The organism is Pseudoxanthomonas sp. USHLN014 (genome assembly GCF_037153335.1).
In the GTDB taxonomy this organism is placed as follows: Bacteria; Pseudomonadota; Gammaproteobacteria; order Xanthomonadales; family Xanthomonadaceae; genus Pseudoxanthomonas_A; species Pseudoxanthomonas_A winnipegensis.
In genome coordinates this window covers 695,584-713,788 of the sequence record NZ_JBBCKO010000002.1, presented here as the reverse complement: position 1 = coordinate 713,788, position 18,205 = coordinate 695,584, and the positions used below count along the sequence as shown (strand labels likewise).

Annotated in this window: 14 protein-coding genes; 9 read left to right on the top strand and 5 right to left on the bottom strand. The window is 70.6% G+C overall.

From position 1 onward, the window contains the following. Positions 1-670 precede the first annotated feature (670 nt). Together WFQ05_RS07100 and WFQ05_RS07095 are read left to right on the top strand one after the other, a co-directional pair. Positions 671-2,026 carry a VOC family protein gene (locus WFQ05_RS07100; protein WP_337053245.1) on the top strand — a complete coding sequence of 452 codons (1,356 nt, stop codon included), beginning with the start codon at positions 671-673 and terminating at the stop codon, positions 2,024-2,026. A gap of 196 nt (positions 2,027-2,222) precedes the next feature. Further along, positions 2,223-3,308: a PA0069 family radical SAM protein gene (locus WFQ05_RS07095; protein ID WP_337053244.1), complete on the top strand. Its 1,086-nt coding sequence runs from the start codon at positions 2,223-2,225 to the stop codon at positions 3,306-3,308. A 96-nt stretch (positions 3,309-3,404) separates the two neighbouring features. On the opposite strand, the gene WFQ05_RS07090 is transcribed toward WFQ05_RS07095, so the two are convergent. Continuing rightward, on the bottom strand, positions 3,405-4,322 hold the full coding sequence (locus WFQ05_RS07090; protein WP_337053243.1) for a LysR family transcriptional regulator: 918 nt from the start codon (positions 4,320-4,322) through the stop codon (positions 3,405-3,407). A 102-nt stretch (positions 4,323-4,424) separates the two neighbouring features. On the opposite strand from WFQ05_RS07090, the gene WFQ05_RS07085 reads away from it, so the two are divergent. From WFQ05_RS07085 to acpA, 4 genes are all read left to right on the top strand, one after another. Then, complete coding sequence (locus WFQ05_RS07085) at positions 4,425-5,648, top strand: MFS transporter (RefSeq protein WP_337053241.1); 1,224 nt, start codon at positions 4,425-4,427, stop codon at positions 5,646-5,648. Between the two features lie 52 nt (positions 5,649-5,700). Beyond that, positions 5,701-6,762, top strand: coding sequence for an aldo/keto reductase (locus tag WFQ05_RS07080; protein WP_337053265.1), 1,062 nt, complete (start codon positions 5,701-5,703; stop codon positions 6,760-6,762). Positions 6,763-6,869: 107 nt separating this feature from the next. Further along, positions 6,870-7,400, top strand: coding sequence for a hypothetical protein (locus WFQ05_RS07075; RefSeq protein ID WP_130532179.1), 531 nt, complete (start codon positions 6,870-6,872; stop codon positions 7,398-7,400). A gap of 135 nt (positions 7,401-7,535) precedes the next feature. Then, positions 7,536-9,242 (top strand): acid phosphatase, encoded by a 1,707-nt coding sequence (gene acpA / locus WFQ05_RS07070; protein WP_130532180.1) that lies wholly within the window; start codon positions 7,536-7,538, stop codon positions 9,240-9,242. A gap of 1 nt (position 9,243) precedes the next feature. On the opposite strand, the gene WFQ05_RS07065 is transcribed toward acpA, so the two are convergent. Beyond that, a complete protein-coding gene (locus WFQ05_RS07065; protein ID WP_130520245.1) occupies positions 9,244-9,645 on the bottom strand; it encodes a helix-turn-helix domain-containing protein in 402 nt (133 codons plus the stop codon). A 99-nt stretch (positions 9,646-9,744) separates the two neighbouring features. Here WFQ05_RS07065 and WFQ05_RS07060 point away from each other — a divergent pair, with 99 nt between their 5' ends. Then, positions 9,745-10,863, top strand: a complete 1,119-nt coding sequence (locus tag WFQ05_RS07060; RefSeq protein ID WP_130524190.1) for an NADH:flavin oxidoreductase — start codon at positions 9,745-9,747, stop codon at positions 10,861-10,863. Between the two features lie 4 nt (positions 10,864-10,867). On the opposite strand, the gene WFQ05_RS07055 is transcribed toward WFQ05_RS07060, so the two are convergent. Continuing rightward, on the bottom strand, positions 10,868-11,779 hold the full coding sequence (locus tag WFQ05_RS07055; RefSeq protein WP_337053239.1) for a LysR family transcriptional regulator: 912 nt from the start codon (positions 11,777-11,779) through the stop codon (positions 10,868-10,870). Between the two features lie 103 nt (positions 11,780-11,882). Here WFQ05_RS07055 and WFQ05_RS07050 point away from each other — a divergent pair, with 103 nt between their 5' ends. Continuing rightward, entirely contained in the window at positions 11,883-13,154 is a 1,272-nt protein-coding gene (locus WFQ05_RS07050; protein WP_337053238.1) for an MFS transporter, read from the top strand. A gap of 3 nt (positions 13,155-13,157) precedes the next feature. Beyond that, on the top strand, positions 13,158-13,538 hold the full coding sequence (locus tag WFQ05_RS07045) for a VOC family protein (RefSeq protein WP_130524187.1): 381 nt from the start codon (positions 13,158-13,160) through the stop codon (positions 13,536-13,538). A gap of 14 nt (positions 13,539-13,552) precedes the next feature. Here WFQ05_RS07045 and WFQ05_RS07040 read toward each other — a convergent pair whose 3' ends face one another. Both WFQ05_RS07040 and WFQ05_RS07035 read right to left on the bottom strand, forming a co-directional pair. Continuing rightward, entirely contained in the window at positions 13,553-15,520 is a 1,968-nt protein-coding gene (locus WFQ05_RS07040; protein ID WP_337053237.1) for a S8 family peptidase, read from the bottom strand. A 111-nt stretch (positions 15,521-15,631) separates the two neighbouring features. Continuing rightward, positions 15,632-18,016 carry a hypothetical protein gene (locus WFQ05_RS07035; RefSeq protein ID WP_337053236.1) on the bottom strand — a complete coding sequence of 795 codons (2,385 nt, stop codon included), beginning with the start codon at positions 18,014-18,016 and terminating at the stop codon, positions 15,632-15,634. Between the last annotated feature and the right edge of the window lie 189 nt (positions 18,017-18,205).

The following is an 18,205-nucleotide window of genomic DNA, read 5'->3' as shown; positions in this document are numbered from 1 at the left end:
CGGCAAAAAGCTTTGAATGCAGACGTCTAATCCAAGCTACGTATCGCTTGCATTTCTACAATCTCTATGTGCTTGTATAAGTCATCTGCAAGATGGACAGCTCGTCCTTCCTGCAGGCGCCCACACAAGTCACCTGCGCATACTGTCAAAGAGCTCGAAGTCGGCCTCAGCGCCTTCCTTCGTGTACTTCAGCGTTTCGCCGAAGTGAGCCGCCCATTATAGGGCGCTTTCGAAGTTCGTCAACACCTCGTGAGGAGGTCTTTCGAACTTCGCTCCACCAGATCCGAAACCCAACCGCTGTTTTCGTTTCCGCCGAAGCGAGCCGCCCATTATGAGGCAGTTCCCGCATCCGTCAAGTGCTTCGTGCGAGGCGCTTGGTGGACCCCGTCTCGTCATGTGCCGGCTGGGCCGGAACCGTCGAAGCGGGCCGCGAATCATAGGCGCTTCCAGGAATTGGTCAAGCGCTTTTTTTCATGCCGGTGTCGTTGACGTTGCACTGCTGTTGCAGCACGGGATCGGCAAGCCCAGGCGGGCGTTGCTCATGTCGCTCAGGCGCGCAATGGAAGCGGCACGTTGTGGCGCTGCAGATGGCGCGCGACCGGGCGGCCATCGACAATGCGCGTCCCAGCCGGGCGTGCGGCCCAGGCCTTTCCCGCAGGAGCGCTCCACGATGTCGCAAGGGTTCGTTTCGTCCGACCACATCCGCAGTCTGTTCGCGCAGGCGATGTCGGACATGTATCGCACCGAGGTGCCGCTGTACGGCACGCTGATGGAGCTGGTGGCGCAGGTCAATGCGCAGACGCTCCGCGCCGATCCTGCCCTGGAGGACCGGCTGACGCGCAACGACGAGCGGGCGCGGCTGGATCAGGAGCGTCACGGCGCGATCCGGGTCGGCACGGCCGAGGAGCTGTCGATGCTGCGCCGGCTGTTCGCGGTGATGGGCATGGCGCCGGTGGGTTACTACGATCTGTCCGTCGCCGGGGTGCCGGTGCATTCGACCGCCTTCCGCCCGACCACGGCGCAGGCGCTGGCGGCCAATCCCTTCCGTGTGTTCACCTCGCTGCTGCGGCTGGAGCTGATCGACGATGCCGCGCTGCGCGCACAGGCCGCGGACATCCTGGCCAGGCGCGACATCTTCACCGCTGGCGTGCGGGCGCTGATCGCGCAGTACGAACGCGACGGCGGGCTGGGCGAGGAGGAGGCCAGGCGCTTTGTCGCCGAGGCGCTGGAGACCTTCCGCTGGCATGGCGATGCGACGGTCTCGCGCGCCACCTATCAGGCCTTGAGCGACGCCCACCGGCTGATCGCCGACGTGGTGTGCTTCCACGGGCCGCATATCAACCATCTCACGCCGCGCACGCTGGACATCGATGCGGCCCAGGCGCAGATGCTGGCGCGCGGGATCGAGGCCAAGGCGGTGATCGAGGGGCCCCCGCCGCGCGCGGTGCCGATCCTGCTGCGCCAGACCAGCTTCAAGGCGCTGGAGGAGGAGGTGGCCTTCCCGAACGGCGAGGCGGCCGAGGCCGGCACGCATACCGCGCGCTTCGGCGAGATCGAGCAGCGCGGCCTGGCGCTGACGCCGAAGGGCCGGGCGCTGTACGACGCGCTGCTGGACCAGGCGCGCGATGGGGGCGCCGGCAGCACCGGTGCGGACTATCCGGCGCGGCTGGCGGCGGCGTTCGCGCAGTTCCCCGATGATCTGGACACGTTGCGGCGCGAGGGCCTGGGCTACTTCCGCTACGCGCTGACCGGGCGCGGACGCGCGGCACCGGCGGCCGAGCGCGATGCGCCGGCCGAGGTGCTGATCGCACGCGGCCTGGCCACGGCCGACCCGATCGTCTACGAGGATTTCCTGCCGGTCAGCGCGGCCGGCATCTTCCAGTCGAACCTGGGCGGGGCCGAGCAGCATGCCTATGCGGCCAATGCGCGTCGGGCCGAGTTCGAGGCGGCGCTGGGGGCGCCGGTGGCCGATGAGTTCGCGATCTACGCAGGGCTGCAGGAGGCCTCGCTGCAAAGCCTGCGCTGAAGGGACTGACCGCCCCTCCACGGCGACGATCGAGATTCGTCAGGTTTCGCGTCGCTGCGATCCCCGCAATCTCCACCGCGATGCTCTGGTCTGCAGCGTTCAGACCTTGGCTCCGGAACACCGCCACGATGGGGCTCGCCCGTCGCCGACGTGCCGCGTCGCATCCGTCGAGATGGCGGGCGCGTAGCCTGCGCACATGAGCAACTTCATCAAGGGCCGCGGGGCCGGCAGCCACCTGCCCGGCCGCTTCGAACGGACCGTCAGCCAGGCCGAGGATGACGGCTGGCATGCCGAGGACAGCGAGGAATTCGCCGCGCCGCGCTTGCGCACGCAGGTCAGCGAGGAGACCGCGCGCAGCATCATCAGTCGTAACCAGTCGCCGGACGTGGGCTTCACCCAGTCGGTCAACCCTTACCGCGGCTGCGAGCACGGCTGCAGCTACTGCTTCGCCCGCCCCAGCCACGCCTATCTGAACCTGTCGCCGGGGTTGGATTTCGAGACGCGGCTGTTCGCCAAGACCAATGCGCCGGAGTTGCTGCGTCGCGAACTGGCAAGGCCCGGCTACGTGCCCAGTCCCATCGCGCTGGGGATCAACACCGACGCCTATCAGCCGATCGAGCGCAAGCTGCGACTGACCCGGCAGCTGATCGAGGTCTTCGCCGAGACCCGCCACCCCTTCTCGCTGATCACCAAGAACGCGCTGGTCGAGCGCGACCTGGATCTGCTGGTGCCGCTGGCACGCGACAATCTGGTCAGCGTGCACTTCTCGGTGACTTCGCTGGACCCGCGTCTGTCGGCGAGGCTGGAGCCACGCGCATCGGCGCCGCATGCGCGGCTGCGCGCGATGCGCACCCTGCACGAGGCCGGAGTGCCCGTCGGGGTGATGGTGGCGCCTGTGATCCCGTGGATCAACGACCAGGCGCTGGAAGCGGTGATGGAGGCGGCACGCGACGCTGGCGCCGAGTCCGCCGGCTACGTGCTGCTCCGCCTGCCGCACGAAGTGGCGCCGCTGTTCCGCGACTGGCTGCAGGCGCACCATCCCGACCGCGCCGCGCACGTGATGAGCACGGTGCGTCAGGCGCGCGGTGGCAAGGACTACGACAGCGCCTTCGGCAAGCGCATGCGGGGCCAAGGGGTGTATGCCGACCTGCTGGCGCGGCGCTTCGCCTTGGCGCACAAGCGCCTGGGCTATGCCGATACTCCCCGCCGCAGCCTGGACTGCAGCCGCTTCGTCAGGCCGCTGCCGCCGCGGCCGGCATCGCCGCAGGGTGTGTTGTTCTGAGCGCTTGCGTTCGCGAACCGCAGCGCTGCCGATCTCGCCTCGCCACAGCCTTGCCGCGGCGCGGGAGGCCTCACTGCAAAGCCTGCGCTGAGGGCTTCACGGCGCTTCCAGCCGCTCCCACGGCGGCGGGTCGCCCATCCGGGCGGTCAGGAATTCGACGAACCGCCGCACCCGCGGCGGTTGCAGCCGCGCCGGGGTGACGGCGCTGATGGACGTGACCGGCGGGCGCCAGTCGGGCAGCACCGCGACCAGCCGCCCGGCGCGCAGGTCGGCGGCGACATGCCAGAGCGAGTGCACGGCGATGCCCTGCCCGGCAAGCACGGCCTCGCGCAGGACCTCGCCGAAATTGCTCTCGAAACGGCTGGCCATGCGCACCCGCACGCTCTGCCGGTCCGGGCCGACCAGGGTCCAGACATCCTGGCGGCCGTCGCGTCCCATCAGCAGCACGCCGTCGTGGGTGGCCAGGTCGGCCGGCGTGCTGGGCGTGCCCATCCGGCGCAGGTAATCGGGTGAGGCACACAAGACACGCGCATTGGAGGCCAGGCTGCGCGCATAAAGGCCCGAGTCGGCCAGCGGGCCGATGCGGATGGCCAGGTCGAAGCCTTCCTTCACCAGGTCCACCAGGTGATCGCTCAGATGCGCGCTGACGCGCAGCCGGGGATGCAGACGCTGGAACTCCGGCAGCAGCGGCGCGACGTAGAGCATGCCGAACGACGCCGACAGGGTGACGCGCAAGGTCCCTGAGACCTGCTGGGCGCTTTCGCGCAGGTCCTCGCCCAGGGCCTCCAGATCGCGGACCAGCACGCGGCCGCGCTCGGCCAGGGCCTGGCCCTCGGGCGTGGGATGCAGGCGGCGCGTGGTCCGGTGCAGCAGGCGCACGCCCAGCTCGCGCTCCAGGCGCTTGAGTCGCTGGCTGGCCACGGCGGCCGACAGGTCCAGCTGGCGGGCGGCGGCGCTGATCGAGCCCAGGTCCAGCACCCGCAGGAACAAGGCGATGTCGCCGACGCGGTCCATGGCCATTCTCAATGAAATATTGAAAGTGATTCAGCATAGCAGCGGTTTTTCTTGTGCGATCTCAGGCACAGGCTGTGGAGCCCCCCTCTCCAAGGCGCCCCCATGCCTGCCTCCTCGACTCCTTCGCGCATGCCACTGGCGGTGTATGCGCTCACCGCCGGTGCCTTCGGCATCGGTACGACCGAATTCGTGATCATGGGCCTGCTGATGCAGGTCGCGACCGATCTGCACGTCGACCTCGCCAGCGCCGGGCTGCTGATTTCCGGCTACGCCCTGGGCGTGTTCGTCGGCGCGCCGGTGCTGACCGCCGCGACCGCGCGCATGCCGCGCAAGGCGGTGCTGGTGGCGCTGATGGTAGTGTTCACCGTGGGCAACCTGGCCTGTGCGCTCGCTCCGAACTACGCCTTGCTGATGGCCGCGCGCGTGGTCACCTCGCTGGCGCACGGCACGTTCTTCGGCGTGGGTGCGGTGGTGGCGACCTCGCTGGTGCCGGAGGCGCGCAAGGCCTCGGCGATCTCGATCATGTTCACCGGCCTGACGGTGGCCACGCTGCTGGGCGTGCCGGCCGGCGCATGGCTGGGGCTCCACCACGGCTGGCGGGCGACGTTCTGGGCGGTGACGGCGATCGGCGTGCTGGCCACGCTGGTGATCGCGACCCTGGTCCCCCACGACCGCAATGCGCCGGCGCCGGGTTCGCTGCGCGAGGAAGCCGCGGCCGTGCTGCGCGCGCCCGTGCTGCTGGGCCTGCTGATGACCGTGCTGGGATTCGGCGGGATGTTCACGGTCTACACCTACATCCAGCCCTTGCTGACCCAGGTGACCGGCTTCGCCGAGGCGGCGGTGTCGCCGATCCTGCTGGTGTTCGGGGTCGGCATGATCCTGGGCAACCTGCTGGGCGGTCGGCTGGCCGACCGCAGCCTGCGTCCGGCGCTGCTGGGCACGCTGCTGGCACTGGCCGTGGCGATGGGGCTGATCGGCCTGGCGCTGCACAGCCGCTGGGCGATGGTGGTGTTGACCGGACTGCTGGGCGCGGCGGCGTTCGCCACGGTGTCGCCCTTGCAGCTGTGGGTGCTGCAGAAGGCGCGCGGCGCGCAGAGCCTGGCCTCGAGCCTGAACATCGGCGCGTTCAACCTGGGCAACGCCCTGGGCGCTTGGCTTGGCGGCGTGGTGCTGGCGCGTGGCGCCGGCCTGACCGCGCTGCCGTGGATCGGCGCGCTGGTGCCGCTGTCCGCGCTGGTCGTGGCGGCCTGGGCGCTGCGTCTGGAAGCGCGCTCGGCCGCTGGCACTGCCTGCCCTCAAAGCCTCGAAAGCGAGCAGGCTCGCTGAGCCTGGTCACGACGACACTCCCCCTTCTCGATACAGGATCACGCGCATGTCGATCGAAACCCGACTGCTTGGCCGCTCCGGCCTCAAGGTGCCCGTGCTGGGCTTCGGTGCCGGCACCTTCGGCGGCAAGGGCCCGCTGTTCTCGGCCTGGGGCGATACCGGCGTCGAGCAGGCCAAACGCCTGGTCGATCTGTGCCTGGAGGCCGGCGCCAATCTGTTCGATACGGCTGACGTGTACTCGGACGGTGCGTCGGAGGAGATCCTGGGCGCGGCGCTGGCCGGGCGCCGCGAGCGGGCGCTGATCTCGACCAAGACCGGGCTGCGTCTGGGCGAGGGACCCAACGATGCCGGCGCCTCGCGCCTGCGTCTGCTGCGCGCGGTCGACGACTCGCTTCGACGGCTGCGCACCGACTACATCGATCTGCTGCAGCTGCATGCCTTCGATGCGATGACGCCGGTGGAGGAAACCCTGTCCACGCTCGACGGCCTGGTCAGGGCCGGCAAGGTCCGTTACCTGGGCGCGTCGAACTACGCCGGCTGGCAGCTGATGAAGTCGCTGGCGGTGGCCGACATGCATGGCTGGAGCCGCTTCGTCGCCAATCAGACCTATTACTCGCTGGCCGGGCGCGATTACGAGTGGGAGCTGATGCCGCTGGGCCTGGACCAGGGCCTGGGCGCGGTGGTGTGGAGCCCGCTGGGCTGGGGCCGCCTGACCGGCCGCCTGCGCCGCGGCCAGCCGCTGCCCGCGCAGAGCCGGCTGCACGACACGGCCGCGTTCGCGCCGGCGATCGGCGATGAGCGCCTGTTCGCCATCGTCGATGTGCTCGACGCGATCGCCGCCGAGACCGGCCGCACGGTGCCGCAGGTGGCGATCAACTGGCTGCTGCAGCGTCCGACCGTGAGCAGCGTGCTGATCGGGGCGCGCACCGAAGACCAGCTGCGCGACAACCTGGGCGCGGTCGGCTGGTCGCTGACCGCCGAGCAGATCGCCCGCCTGGACACCGCTAGCGCGGTGGAGCCGCCGTATCCGTATTACCCGTACTGGCGCGGGCAGTTTGCCGAGCGCAGTCCGGTGGCGGTTGCCGCCGCCGCAACCACACCTGCGGCGATTTGACAAGCAGCCTGGGCGGAGTAGATTCGGGAAGGCGATGCTTCGTGAGCACGGAGCTGGCGGCTGCTTTGACCAACGCTCGTTTCCCTCGATTGACAAGGAGTTCGAAGATGGAACGCTCTCTTGCACGGTTATGCGCAGGCGCTCTCGCGCTTGCGAGTTTTGGCTGCGCCGCCACGGAACTGACCGTGGCCCGCTTCGAAGAAGGTGTGGTCCCTGTGCTGGTTTCGGTGAACAGCCAAGGCAAGATCACCCGGGTACAGGCTTCGCAGACCTTGAAGCCGTCGATGAACCGGCTGCTTCGCAAGAACCTCGATGAAGCCATCGTGGCGCCGGCGCTGCGCGACGACCATCCGGTCAACAGCCAGATGGTGCTGCGGATGAAACTGAATCTCACGCCGATGGAGGATGGCCGGTACGCCGCGAAGTTTGTGCCGGTGGATGGCAAGCAGGTGCCTTTCGGCGCCTGGTTCTGGCGACTCGATGGCGACCGCTATGCCTTGGTGGACGACTTCCGCGGCCCGTCCACGCCGCGCCAGGCCATGCCGCCGCAATTCAATCGCGAACTGCACAGCCCGCCGTCGCCGCCTCCGCAGCAGCCCTCTCAGCCGCCCGCGACTTCCGGTTCAAAGCGCGCTTGACCGGCAGGACAAGCCTGCCAATGTGACTGGCCGCCCACGGCATGACCTTCGTGGCTGACGACGGTCATCAAGACTCTGCACACTAGGGGGCGCTCCGAGAGGAGCGCCTTTTTCGTTTTCCGCACAGAGTCCACGATGAGCCAGCACGACGACGATTTGCCCGAGTCCTCTCCCTCCGATCCGCAGCGCCGCCGGCTGCTGGGCGGGCTTGCCGCCGCGGGCGCCGCGCTGGGGCTGGGCGGCGAGGCCGCCGCCAAGACCGCCGGCGTCGGAGCCGCGGCTTCGGCCAAGGCCGGCAGCCGCGCGGCCACGCCGGTCACCGATGCCCAGCTGCGCGAGCAGGTGCAGACCATCGTGGTGCTCTATGCGGAGAACCGCAGCTTCAACAACCTGTTCGCCGACTTCCCGGGACTGCAGCAGCCGTTGAAGGCGCTCGACCCGGCCAAGGCGGTGCAGAAGGACCGCGACGGCACGCCGCTCAAGACCCTGCCGCCGATCTGGGACGGCATGGTCCCCGATGCCCAGGTGGTCAATCACCGCAGCTATCAGATCAAGCAGGAGGACATCACCGGCCTGCCCAACGCGCCGTTCGCGCTGCGCACGCCGGCCGGCGAGCCGCTGCCGCACGGCGTGGTCACGCGCGACCTGGTGCACGAGTTCTACCGCAACCAGATGCAGATCAACGGCGGCAAGAACGATGGCTTCGTCGCCTGGGGCGACACCGGCGCGCTGCTGATGGGGCACTACGCCGACACGGCGGTGAACCTGCGCCTGTGGCGGCTGGCCCAGCAGTACACGCTGTGCGACAACTTCTTCATGGGCGCCTTCGGCGGCTCGTTCCTCAACCACCAGTACCTGGTCGCCGCGCAGCCGCCGTTCTATCCGAACGCCGACAAGAGTCCGGCCAAGCTGCACATCGCCAAGACCGCCGACGGCAAGCCCGACGGCAAGGCGCTGATCCCGGCCGAGAACAGCCCGGCCAGCGCGATGGACGGCGTGGCCAAGTTCACCTCGCGCCCGACGCTGACGCCGGACTACTGGGCGGTCAACACGATCGGGCCGCCGTACTCGCCGGGCTTCAACGTGGACAAGGCCAACCCCGCGCTGGCCGATGCCAGCAGCGCCAACACCTGCCCGCCACAGTCGCACAAGCACATCGGCGACATGCTGAGCGCCAAGGGCGTGGACTGGGCCTGGTACGCCGGTGCGTTTCAGGCGGCGCTGGACGGCATGGGCGACAGCAACGACGGCAGCTTCCCCAGCCATCCCAACTTCCAGGCCCATCACCAGCCGCTGAACTACTTCGCCTCGCTGGCACCGGGTAGCGCGGCGCGCAAGCAGCACCTGCGCGATGGCGGCCTGGGCGAGACCGCGGCGACCAACAAGTTCATCGCCGACGCGCAGGCCGGCAAGCTGCCGCCGGTGGCGTTCTACAAGCCGCAGGGCAATCTCAACATGCATGCCGGCTACTCGGACATCGAGGCCGGCGACCGGCACCTGGCGGCGATCGTGCACGCGCTGCAGAACAGCCCGCAGTGGAAGCAGATGGTCGTGGTGATCACCTTCGACGAGAACGGCGGCTGGTGGGACCACGTGGCGCCGCCCAAGGGCGATCGCTGGGGGCCTGGCACGCGCATCCCCGCGCTGGTGATCTCGCCCTTCGCCAAGCGCGGGCATGTGGACCACACGATCTACGACACCGGCTCGATCGCGCGCCTGATCACGCGCCGCTTCGGCCTGGAGAAGCTGCCGGGCCTGAAGCTGCGCGAGGACGCGATGGTCGCCGCCGGCGGCCCGCCGCCGGGCGATCTGACCGGCGCGCTGGATTTCAACCAGGCTTGAATCAGTCGTTGGCGGCCGCGGGCAGCGTTTGCGCCTGCTCGCGGGCGTCGAAGGCCTCGCGCGCCCGCTCGACATCGGGCAGGTGCTCGCGGGTCCAGGCGTGCAGCGCCTCGAACGGCGCCTTGAGCGTGCGGCCCAGTGCGGTGATGCGGTACTCCACCGCGATCGGCGAGGCGGTGACCACGCGGCGTTCGATGATGCCGTTGCGCTCCAGCCGGCGCAGGGTCTGGGTGAGCGCCTTCTGGGTGATGCCTTCCAGCGTGCGCTTGAGCATGTTGAAGCGCAGCGGCTGGCGGCAGAGGGCGGCCAGCACCAGCACCGACCACTTGTCGGCGATCTGGTCCAGCAGCAGGCGGCTGGGGCAATCGGCGGCGGAGAGCACCTGGGGCTGCGGTGCGTGCATGTGGTTTCCTCGGGGATACCTGGTCGCGTGAGGGTGCCTGATTGACACCTGGTATACGAAATATACCCTCTTGCGCCTTCCTTCCCCACGGAGTCGTCCATGTCCTCTGCTGCTGCGCAGGTGCTGTTCCGCCCTTTCCAGGTCAAGTCGCTGGCGCTGAAGAACCGCATCGTGATGGCGCCGATGACGCGCGCGTTCTCGCCTGAGGGCGTGCCTGGCCCCGACGTGGCGGCCTATTACCGGCGCCGCGCCGAACACGAGGTCGGCCTGATCCTGTCCGAAGGCACGGTCGTGGACCGGCCGGGCGCGCGCAACGACCCGGGCATCCCGGTTTTCCACGGGCAGGCGGCGCTGGCCGGCTGGCGTGCGGTGATCGACGGGGTGCACCAAGCCGGTGGCCGGATGGGCCCGCAGCTGTGGCACGTCGGCGCGGTGCAGAGCTTCCAGACGGCGTGGGAGCAGGACGGCGTCGAGAGCCCGTCGGGCCTGGAGGCGCCGGGCAAGCCGCGCGGCCGGGCGATGACCGAGGAGGACATCGCCGACACCATCGCCGCCTATGCGCGCGCGGCGGCCGACACCCAGGCCCTGGGCTTCGACACGCTGGAGATCCACGGCGCGCACGGCTATCTGCTCGACCAGTTCTTCTGGGCGCCGACCAATACGCGCGGCGATCGCTACGGCGGCGCCACGCTGGCCGAGCGTTCGCGTTTCGCCGTGGAGGTGGTGCAGGCCATGCGCGCGGCCGTGGGGCCCGACTTCCCGATCATCCTGCGCCTGAGCCAGTGGAAGCAGCAGGACTACAGCGCGCGCCTGGCCGACACACCCGAGGCGATGGCCGCCTGGCTGGTGCCGCTGGTGGAGGCCGGCGTGGACGTGCTGCATTGCTCGCAGCGGCGCTTCTGGGAGGCCGAATTCCCGGAGATCGACGGGGCCGAGGGGCTCAACTTCGCCGGCTGGGCGAAGAAGCTCACCGGCGCGGCGACGATCAGCGTGGGCTCGGTCGGCCTGTCGGGCGACTTCATGGGCGCCTTCGGCGGCGAGGGCTCCAGCGCGGTCGGCCTGGACCGGCTGGTGGCCCGCATGGAACGCGAGGAGTTCGACCTGATCGCCGTCGGCCGTGCGCTGCTCAGTGATGCGCGCTGGGCGGAGAAGATCCACCGCGGCGCCACCGACGAACTGCGCGACTTCGACGCCGCGGCGCTGGGCCGGCTGGACTGATCGCTCAGGCGGCGCCGGCCTGCAACGGGTCGGCGCCGCGCGCCAGCGCCAGCAGATGGCGCAAGGGCGGCGGGGTATGGGCCTGCGTGGGCATGGCCGCCAGCGCCAGCCGCGCCATCGGCACCGGGCCCTCGATGTCCAGGTAGCGCACGCCGGGCAGCTGCAGCTGGGCGGTGGATTCGGGCACCACCGACACGCCTAGCTCGGCCGCGACCAGGTTGACGATGGAGGACATCTGCGGCGCCTCCTGGGTGATGGCCACGCTGAAGCCGGCCTGGCGGCAGGCGGACAGGATCTCGTCGTACAGGCTGGTGCCGAAGCTGCGCGGGAACAGGATGAAGGGCTCGCCGGCCAGCACCGACAGCGGCGCGCTGCGCCGGGCCGCCAGCGGATGCGCGGCCGGCACGGCGATCTTCATCGGCTCGTCGGGGAAGCGGATCAGCGCCAGCTCCGGCGGGGTGGCCACGCTGTAGCGGATGAAGGCCGCATCCAGCCTACCCTGGGCCAGGCCATCGAGCAGGCCGGCGGTGTTGGTCTCCTCCAGCGCCAGTTCGACCGCGGGCCAGGCGCGGCGGTAGTCGCGGATCAGCTGCGGCACCACCGGATTGAACGCGGCCGAGGCGGTGAAGCCCAGCCGCAGGCGGCCGCTCTCGCCGCGCGCGGCCCGGCGCGCGCTGTCGGCGGCGCGCTCGACATCGACCAGCACGCGCCGCACCTCCAGCAGGAAGGCCTGACCGGCGTCGGTCAGCTGGGCGCCTTGCGGGGTGCGCACGAACAGCGGCGTGCCCAGCTCCTTCTCCAGCGCCTGGATCTGCTGGCTCAGCGGCGGCTGGCCGATGCCGACGCGCGCGGCGGCGCGGGTGAAGTTGGCTTCCTCGGCCACGGCCAGGAAGTAGCGCAGGTGTCGCAGCTCCATAGGATTCCATATGCGTGACGTATGGCGACTGCCTGCATCATATATTGGACGCATGGTTACCGCGGTCAGATACTGCCCTCCCCCTGCGCCAGCTTCGTTCGCCATGCCCCGCGCTTCCGCCTCCGCCCTGGACGCAGGTCCAGCGTCCGCCGACCTCGACACACCCCTGCCGCTGGGGCGCATCCGCCTGGCGCTGTTCCTGGCCGGGTTCGCCACCTTCTCGCTGCTCTACAGCGTGCAGCCGCTGCTGCCGGAGTTCGCCAGGAGCTTCGGGGTGAGCGCGGCCGCCAGCTCGCTGCCGCTGTCGCTGGCCACCGGTGGGCTGGCCGTGGCGATCTTCTGCGCCGGCGCGGTGTCGGAGAACCTGGGCCGGCGCGGGCTGATGTTCGCCTCCATCGCGCTGGCCGCGGTGCTCAACGGCGTGGCCGCCTTCCTGCCGCACTGGGAGTCGCTGGTGGTGGTGCGCATGCTCTCGGGCATCGCGCTGGGCGGCGTGCCGGCGGTGGCCATGGTCTACCTGGCCGAGGAACTGCCGGGCCACAAGCTGGGGGCGGCTACCGGCCTGTACGTGGCCGGCAACGCCTTCGGCGGGATGATGGGCCGGATCGGCATGAGCGTGCTGACCGACCACCTGGGCTGGCGCACGGCGCTGGCCACGCTCAGCGCGATCGACCTGCTGGTGGCGATCGGCTTCGTGCTGCTGTTGCCGCCCTCGCGCAACTTCGTGCGCAAGACCGGGGTGCGGCTGGGTTACCACGTGCAGGCCTGGGGCGGGCATCTGCGCGACCGCTATCTGCCGTGGCTGTTCGCGATCCCGTTCCTGCTGATGGGCACCTTCGTCAGCGTCTACAACTATGCGGGCTTCCGCCTGGGCGGGCCGGAGTTCGGCCTGAGCCAGAGCCAGATCGGCCTGATCTTCTCGGCCTATGTGTTCGGCATCGTCTCGTCCTCGGTGGCCGGATCGGCCTCGGATCGCTTCGGCCGCGGGCCTGTGGTGCTGGCCGGCACGGTCTGCGCGATCGTCGGGGTGGCGATGACGCTGTCGCATGTCCTGTGGCTGGTGATCTTCGGCATCGTGCTGCTGACCATCGGCTTCTTCATCGCCCACTCGGCCGCCAGCGCCTGGGTCGGCCGGCTGGGCAAGGCCAGCAAGAGCCACGCGGCCTCGCTGTATCTGCTGGCCTACTACATCGGCTCCAGCGTGATCGGCTCGGTCAGTGGCTGGTTCTGGCAGCACGGCGGCTGGAGCGCGCTGGTGATCTTCTGCCTGGCGCTGCAGGCGCTGGCGCTGCTGGCCGCGCAGGTGCTGCGCAAGGGCGCCGACGACAGCAGACCCTACGGACGCTTCGGGCCGCATCCGCCCAGAGGAGAATGAGCGATGAAAGTCGAACGCCTGGACCACCTGGTCCTGACCGTCGCCGACGTCGAGGCCAGCTGCGCCTTCTATGCGCGCGTGCTGGGCATGGAGGTGATCACCTTCGGCCAGGGCCGCAAGGCGCTGGCCTTCGGTCAGCAGAAGATCAATCTGCACCGGCATGGGCATGAGTTCGAACCCAAGGCGCGCCGGCCCACCCCGGGCTCGGGCGACCTGTGTCTGCTGATCGACACGCCGATCGAGCAGGCCCAGGCGCAGCTGCAGGCGCTGGGCGTGGTCATCGAGCAAGGCCCGGTCGCGCGCACGGGCGCCACCGGGCCGATCACCTCGCTGTACTTCCGCGATCCGGACGACAACCTGATCGAGATCAGCCGCCCGGCCTGACGCGCGCCGCGGCTTCAGTACGTCGAGTAGGTCGTGGTCAGGCTGATGTTCCGGTAGCCCCCGGTGCCGCCGACCAGGCGGATGAAGTAGCTGTCGGACACCGGCAGGGCGGTCTGCATGTTCTGCGTGGTGCCGGCGCGCACCGAACTGGCGTCGGCATCGCTGCCGTCGGCGCTGGGCGCCCGCGTCGCGCGCACATACATCTTCACCTGGCCGCTGCCGCCGAGCGTGCGGATCTGCAGGTTGCGCGCATTGACGGGCACGTCGATGCGGAACAGCTGCGTGCCGCCCTGCGCCGCGCTCAGGCCGCCGAGCACCTGTCCCTTGCCCAGCATCACGGCATTGGCTTCATCGCCACCGCCGGCCGCGCCCGAGGCGCGTGCGACGGCCTTGCTGGCGTCCAGGATGCCCGCACCGATGCGCAGGGTCGGCTTGATCGGGAACACGTTGGAGGTCTGCGTCAGGATTTCCCGGATCTGCTGGGGCGTGGGGATGGGCTTGCCGGCGCTATAGGCGGCACTGATGACCAGCGCGACGACGCCGGCGGTGTGCGGCGAGGCCATCGATGTGCCGGTGTAGCCCGCATAGGCCGGCTCGCCCGGCTCATGCGCGCCGCGGTTCAGGGTGGACCAGACGAAGCCGGCGCGGGGCTTGGTGCCGGTGTTCGGGTCGTCGTTGGTGTAACCGCCGCCGCCCGGCGCGGACAGGGTGATGCTGCTGCCGTAGTTGGAGTAGTACGCGCGCTTGCCGGTGATGCCGGTGGCGGCCACGTTGATCACGCCGGGGCAGCTGGCCGGGGTATAGGCACTGGCATCGCTGTTGTCGTTGCCGGCCGCCACGACCACCGTGGTGCCGCGCGCGATCGCGCCGCTGATCGCCGCGGCGGTGACGCCGTCGCTGGCGCAGCTGCCGTACCCGCCCAGGCTCATGTTGATCACCTCGGCCGGGTGCTGGTTGTCCGGCACGCCGTCGACATGACCGCCCGAGGCCCAGGTGATCGCATCGGCGATATCGGCGGTGGTGCCGCCGCAATGGCCCAGCGCGCGCACCGGCAGCACCTTGGCCTTGGGCGCCACGCCGATCATGCCCACGCCGTTGTTGGTCAGCTCGGCGACGGTGCCGGCGACGTGGGTGCCATGCCAGGAGCTGTCGGACTGCTCGTAGCTCTGCGCGCAGCCGCCGTTCTCGACCAGATACTTGTCTTCGCTGGTCCAGTCGCCCAGGTCCCAGCCGCCCGGGGCGCGACCGTCGGTGGCGCGGCCGGACATGTAGCCGCTGCTGATGAAGTCGTAGCCGGCGTCGGCAAGTGAGGTGTCCAGGTCGGGATGGGCGGTGATGCCGGTATCGATGACCGCCACCACCACACCCTCGCCGTCGCCGTACTGCCAGGCCGGGATCGCGTTGATGCCGCCCCAGTTGGGGAAGTTGACCGTGCTGCCGTCCGCTTCGGTGTACTCGGCGTGGCCGTCGGCCGCGCGCATGTGCCATTGCACGACCGCGCCGGGGTCGTTCGGCGCCTGGCCCGGCGGCAGGATCGCCTGGGCGGTCGCGCGGATCGGCTTCATCAGCAGGTTGGGCTCGACATGGGCGACCGAAGGGTCGGCGCGCAGGGTCTGCATCAGGCTGTTGAGCTGTTCCTGGCTGAGCGCGCGGGCCGGGCGCACCAGATCGGCGCCGGTGGCGATGCGGCGCACGCGGTTCAACGCCGGCGGTGCCTGGCGGAACTGGGCGCTCCACTGGCTGCGCACGGCGGTGGTGGCCATCGCCGATTTCAGCTTGGTGGCCGCGGCCGCGGCGCTGATGCGCTCGCTGCTGCCGCTGCGGTAGGTGATCAGCAGGCCGTCGTAGACCGCCAGGGGCTCGCTGGCGGCGCCGGTCTGCAGCGTGCCGAAGCGCGAGACCTGCGCCAGGGCGGGACACACCGCCGCGGCCAGCGAAATCGCCAGCACGCTGCGGCGGAAGGGAATGGACGTCGGATTCATCGTGGGACCTCGGGCAAGGAGCGGCCGCTACGTCGGCGACCGCTTCGGGGCGAAAGGAGAAGCGCGAAGGACTGCACCGCCCGGCGCGAAGCCAGGCGGAAGCACGGGGCGTTACAGGTCGATGCCGAAGCCGACGCCGGCGGAGGCGTCCTCGCCACTGAAGGCGCCGCCGATGCTGAAGGAGGCGCGCTCGCCGATCTGCCTGGCGTAGCCCACCGACAGCGCGGCCTGGCCGCTCTGCCAGCCGGCGCCGGCGGCGATGCGGCCGTTGGCGGTCCTGGCATTGGCCGCGTTGATGGCCATGTTCATCATCGCCGAGCCCATCGCCCCCATCCGGTCGATGCGCTTGTCCTGCGCGGCCAGCCGGTGGCCGAGATCGTTGGAGAGCTGGCTGAAGCGGTCATCGAGCGCAGTCAGCTTCTGATCGGTATAGGCATTGGCCGAGCTCAGCGTCCTGGTCGCGGTGGTGTCGGTGTAGGCGTGCGCGGTGGCCACGGCCTGCGCATCGCCCGCCTGCACCTGGCCGACATTGGCCGCATCGGTGGCGGCGGTGCCGGCCGCGACGTTGGTCACGCGGCGCTCCTGGCCGGCGCTGCCCACCGAGACGGTGTTGGCCTGGTCGGCGAGCGAACCTTGGCCCAGTGCCACCGCGCCGGTGGCGGTGGCCGAGGCGCCCTGGCCGATCGCCGTGCCGGACGCCGCGCCGACCGTGGCGCTCTCGCCGACCGCCACCGCATTGGTGGCGGCGGCCGCGATGACGGTATTGGCACCGACCGCGGTACTGCCATCGGCATTGACCTTGGCATTGCCGCCGATCGCGGTGTCGTTGGGCCCCGCCGCGTAGGCGCCGCCGCCGACGGCGGTGCCGTTCTGGCCGCCGCTGGCCGCGCCCGCGCCGATGGCCACGCCGTTGCTGCCGTCGGCCACGCTGGCGCCGTTCGCGTTGCCGCCACCGACCGCCACCCCGCCGGCGCCGCTGCCGGCCGCCGGTGCGGCCTCCAGCGAGGCCAGGCGCGTGGAGAGGCCGGAGAACGCGCCATCCAGCGCGGTCAACGCGTCGCCGACGTTGGTGAAGCTGGCGCCCTGCAGGCTGTAGCGCGGCAGCACGAAGCCGCCGGCCGCCGAATACGCCGCGCCGCCGCCCAGCGCCGCGGCCATCTGGCCCAGGCCGTCGACGGTCGCGCCGCCGGCCAGGGTCAGGGTGTCGGCCAGCGCGTGCAGCTGCGAGAGGTTCACCGCGTCGGTGTCCTCGGTGCCGGCGGCCACGTTGGCGAGCTGGCGCTCCGCGCCGGCCACGCCGATCGAGACGCTGTTGGCGCGATCGGCGAAGCTGCCGGCGCCCAGCGCGACGCTGTTCGCCCCGGTCACCGCGCTGTTGGTGCCCAGCGCCAGCGCGCCGTCGCCCAGTGCGCTGGCGCCCGAACCGAACGCCGCGGCGCCCAGGCCGGACGCGCTGGCGATGTAGCCCACCGCGGTGGCCTCATCGCCGTCGGCGAAGGTCTGCGCGCCGAGCGCGGTGGCGCTGGCGCTGGTGGAGATCGACTGCGCGCCCAGGGCGGTGGCGTACATCGCATCGGCGTGGCTGTCGAAACCCAGCGCCACGCCGTAGTCCGACAGCGCCCACGAGCCCGCGCCCACCGTCACCGCGCCCAGCCCGTTGGCCTGCGCGGACACGCTGGCGTTGCTGGCGCCGATGGCCACGCTCTGCTGGCCCTGCGCCATCGCGCCTTCGCCCAGCGCCGTGCCGCCATCGCCCGCGGCGGTGGTGCCGTAGCCGATGGCCACACCGGCGAACCCTTCGGCGAGGCCGTAGGTGCCGATGGCCACGGCGGCGTCATTGGTGGCCCGGCTCGCATAGCCCAGTGCCATGGACGCCGCCCCGGACGCGGCGCTCGAACTGCCGAATGCCGTCGCGTACTGCGCCTGCGCGCTGGCCGAACTGCCCACAGCCACCGCCCCCGCCTCGGCCGCCGTCGACGACCAGCCCAGGGCCGTGGCGTTGTCGCCGATCGCCTCCGCATAGGCGCCCAGCGAGACCGCGCCAAAGCCGGTGGCGCGCGCGCCGTCCGAATCGCCAAAGGCGCTGCCGAAGAAGCTGCCGCCGATGGCCACCGCCGACTGCCCGGTGGCCTGCGCCCCGTCGCCCATCGCGATGGCGGTGTTGCCGGCCGTGACGTTGTGGCCGATGGCGATGCCGTAGGCGTCGCTCACCGTGGCCCGGGCTCCGATCGCCACGCCGAAGTTCCCCGCGGCGTCGGCGCCGGCGCCGATGCCTACAGCGCTGGTGCCGCCGGCGGCCGCGTTGTCGCTGCCGTCACCGGCGCCACTGGCGGCGAAGTAGTTGGGATCCACCGCCGCCGCCACGACGACCGCGTCATCGGCCTGCGGCGCGACGGTCTGGCTCGCCTGAGCGGTCGCCCCTGCGGGCGGGTCCACGGCCGCCGCCGGCATGGCGCCGGCCGGCAGCGCCAGCGCGAGCAGCAACGCGGCGGTCAACGGACTGCAAGACAGGGCAGGCAGGATGCGATGGGAGGACGTGCGCCCACGGCGCACGGACGACATGGCAAGGCTGGGCATGGCGATAGGTCCGGAGAAGGGAAGTCGCACCGGCTCCCCGCACGGCACGCGTGGAAGGATTTACCGACAGCCGCCGCGCGCGCTCAATGCCCGCAATCTCATGGCCGG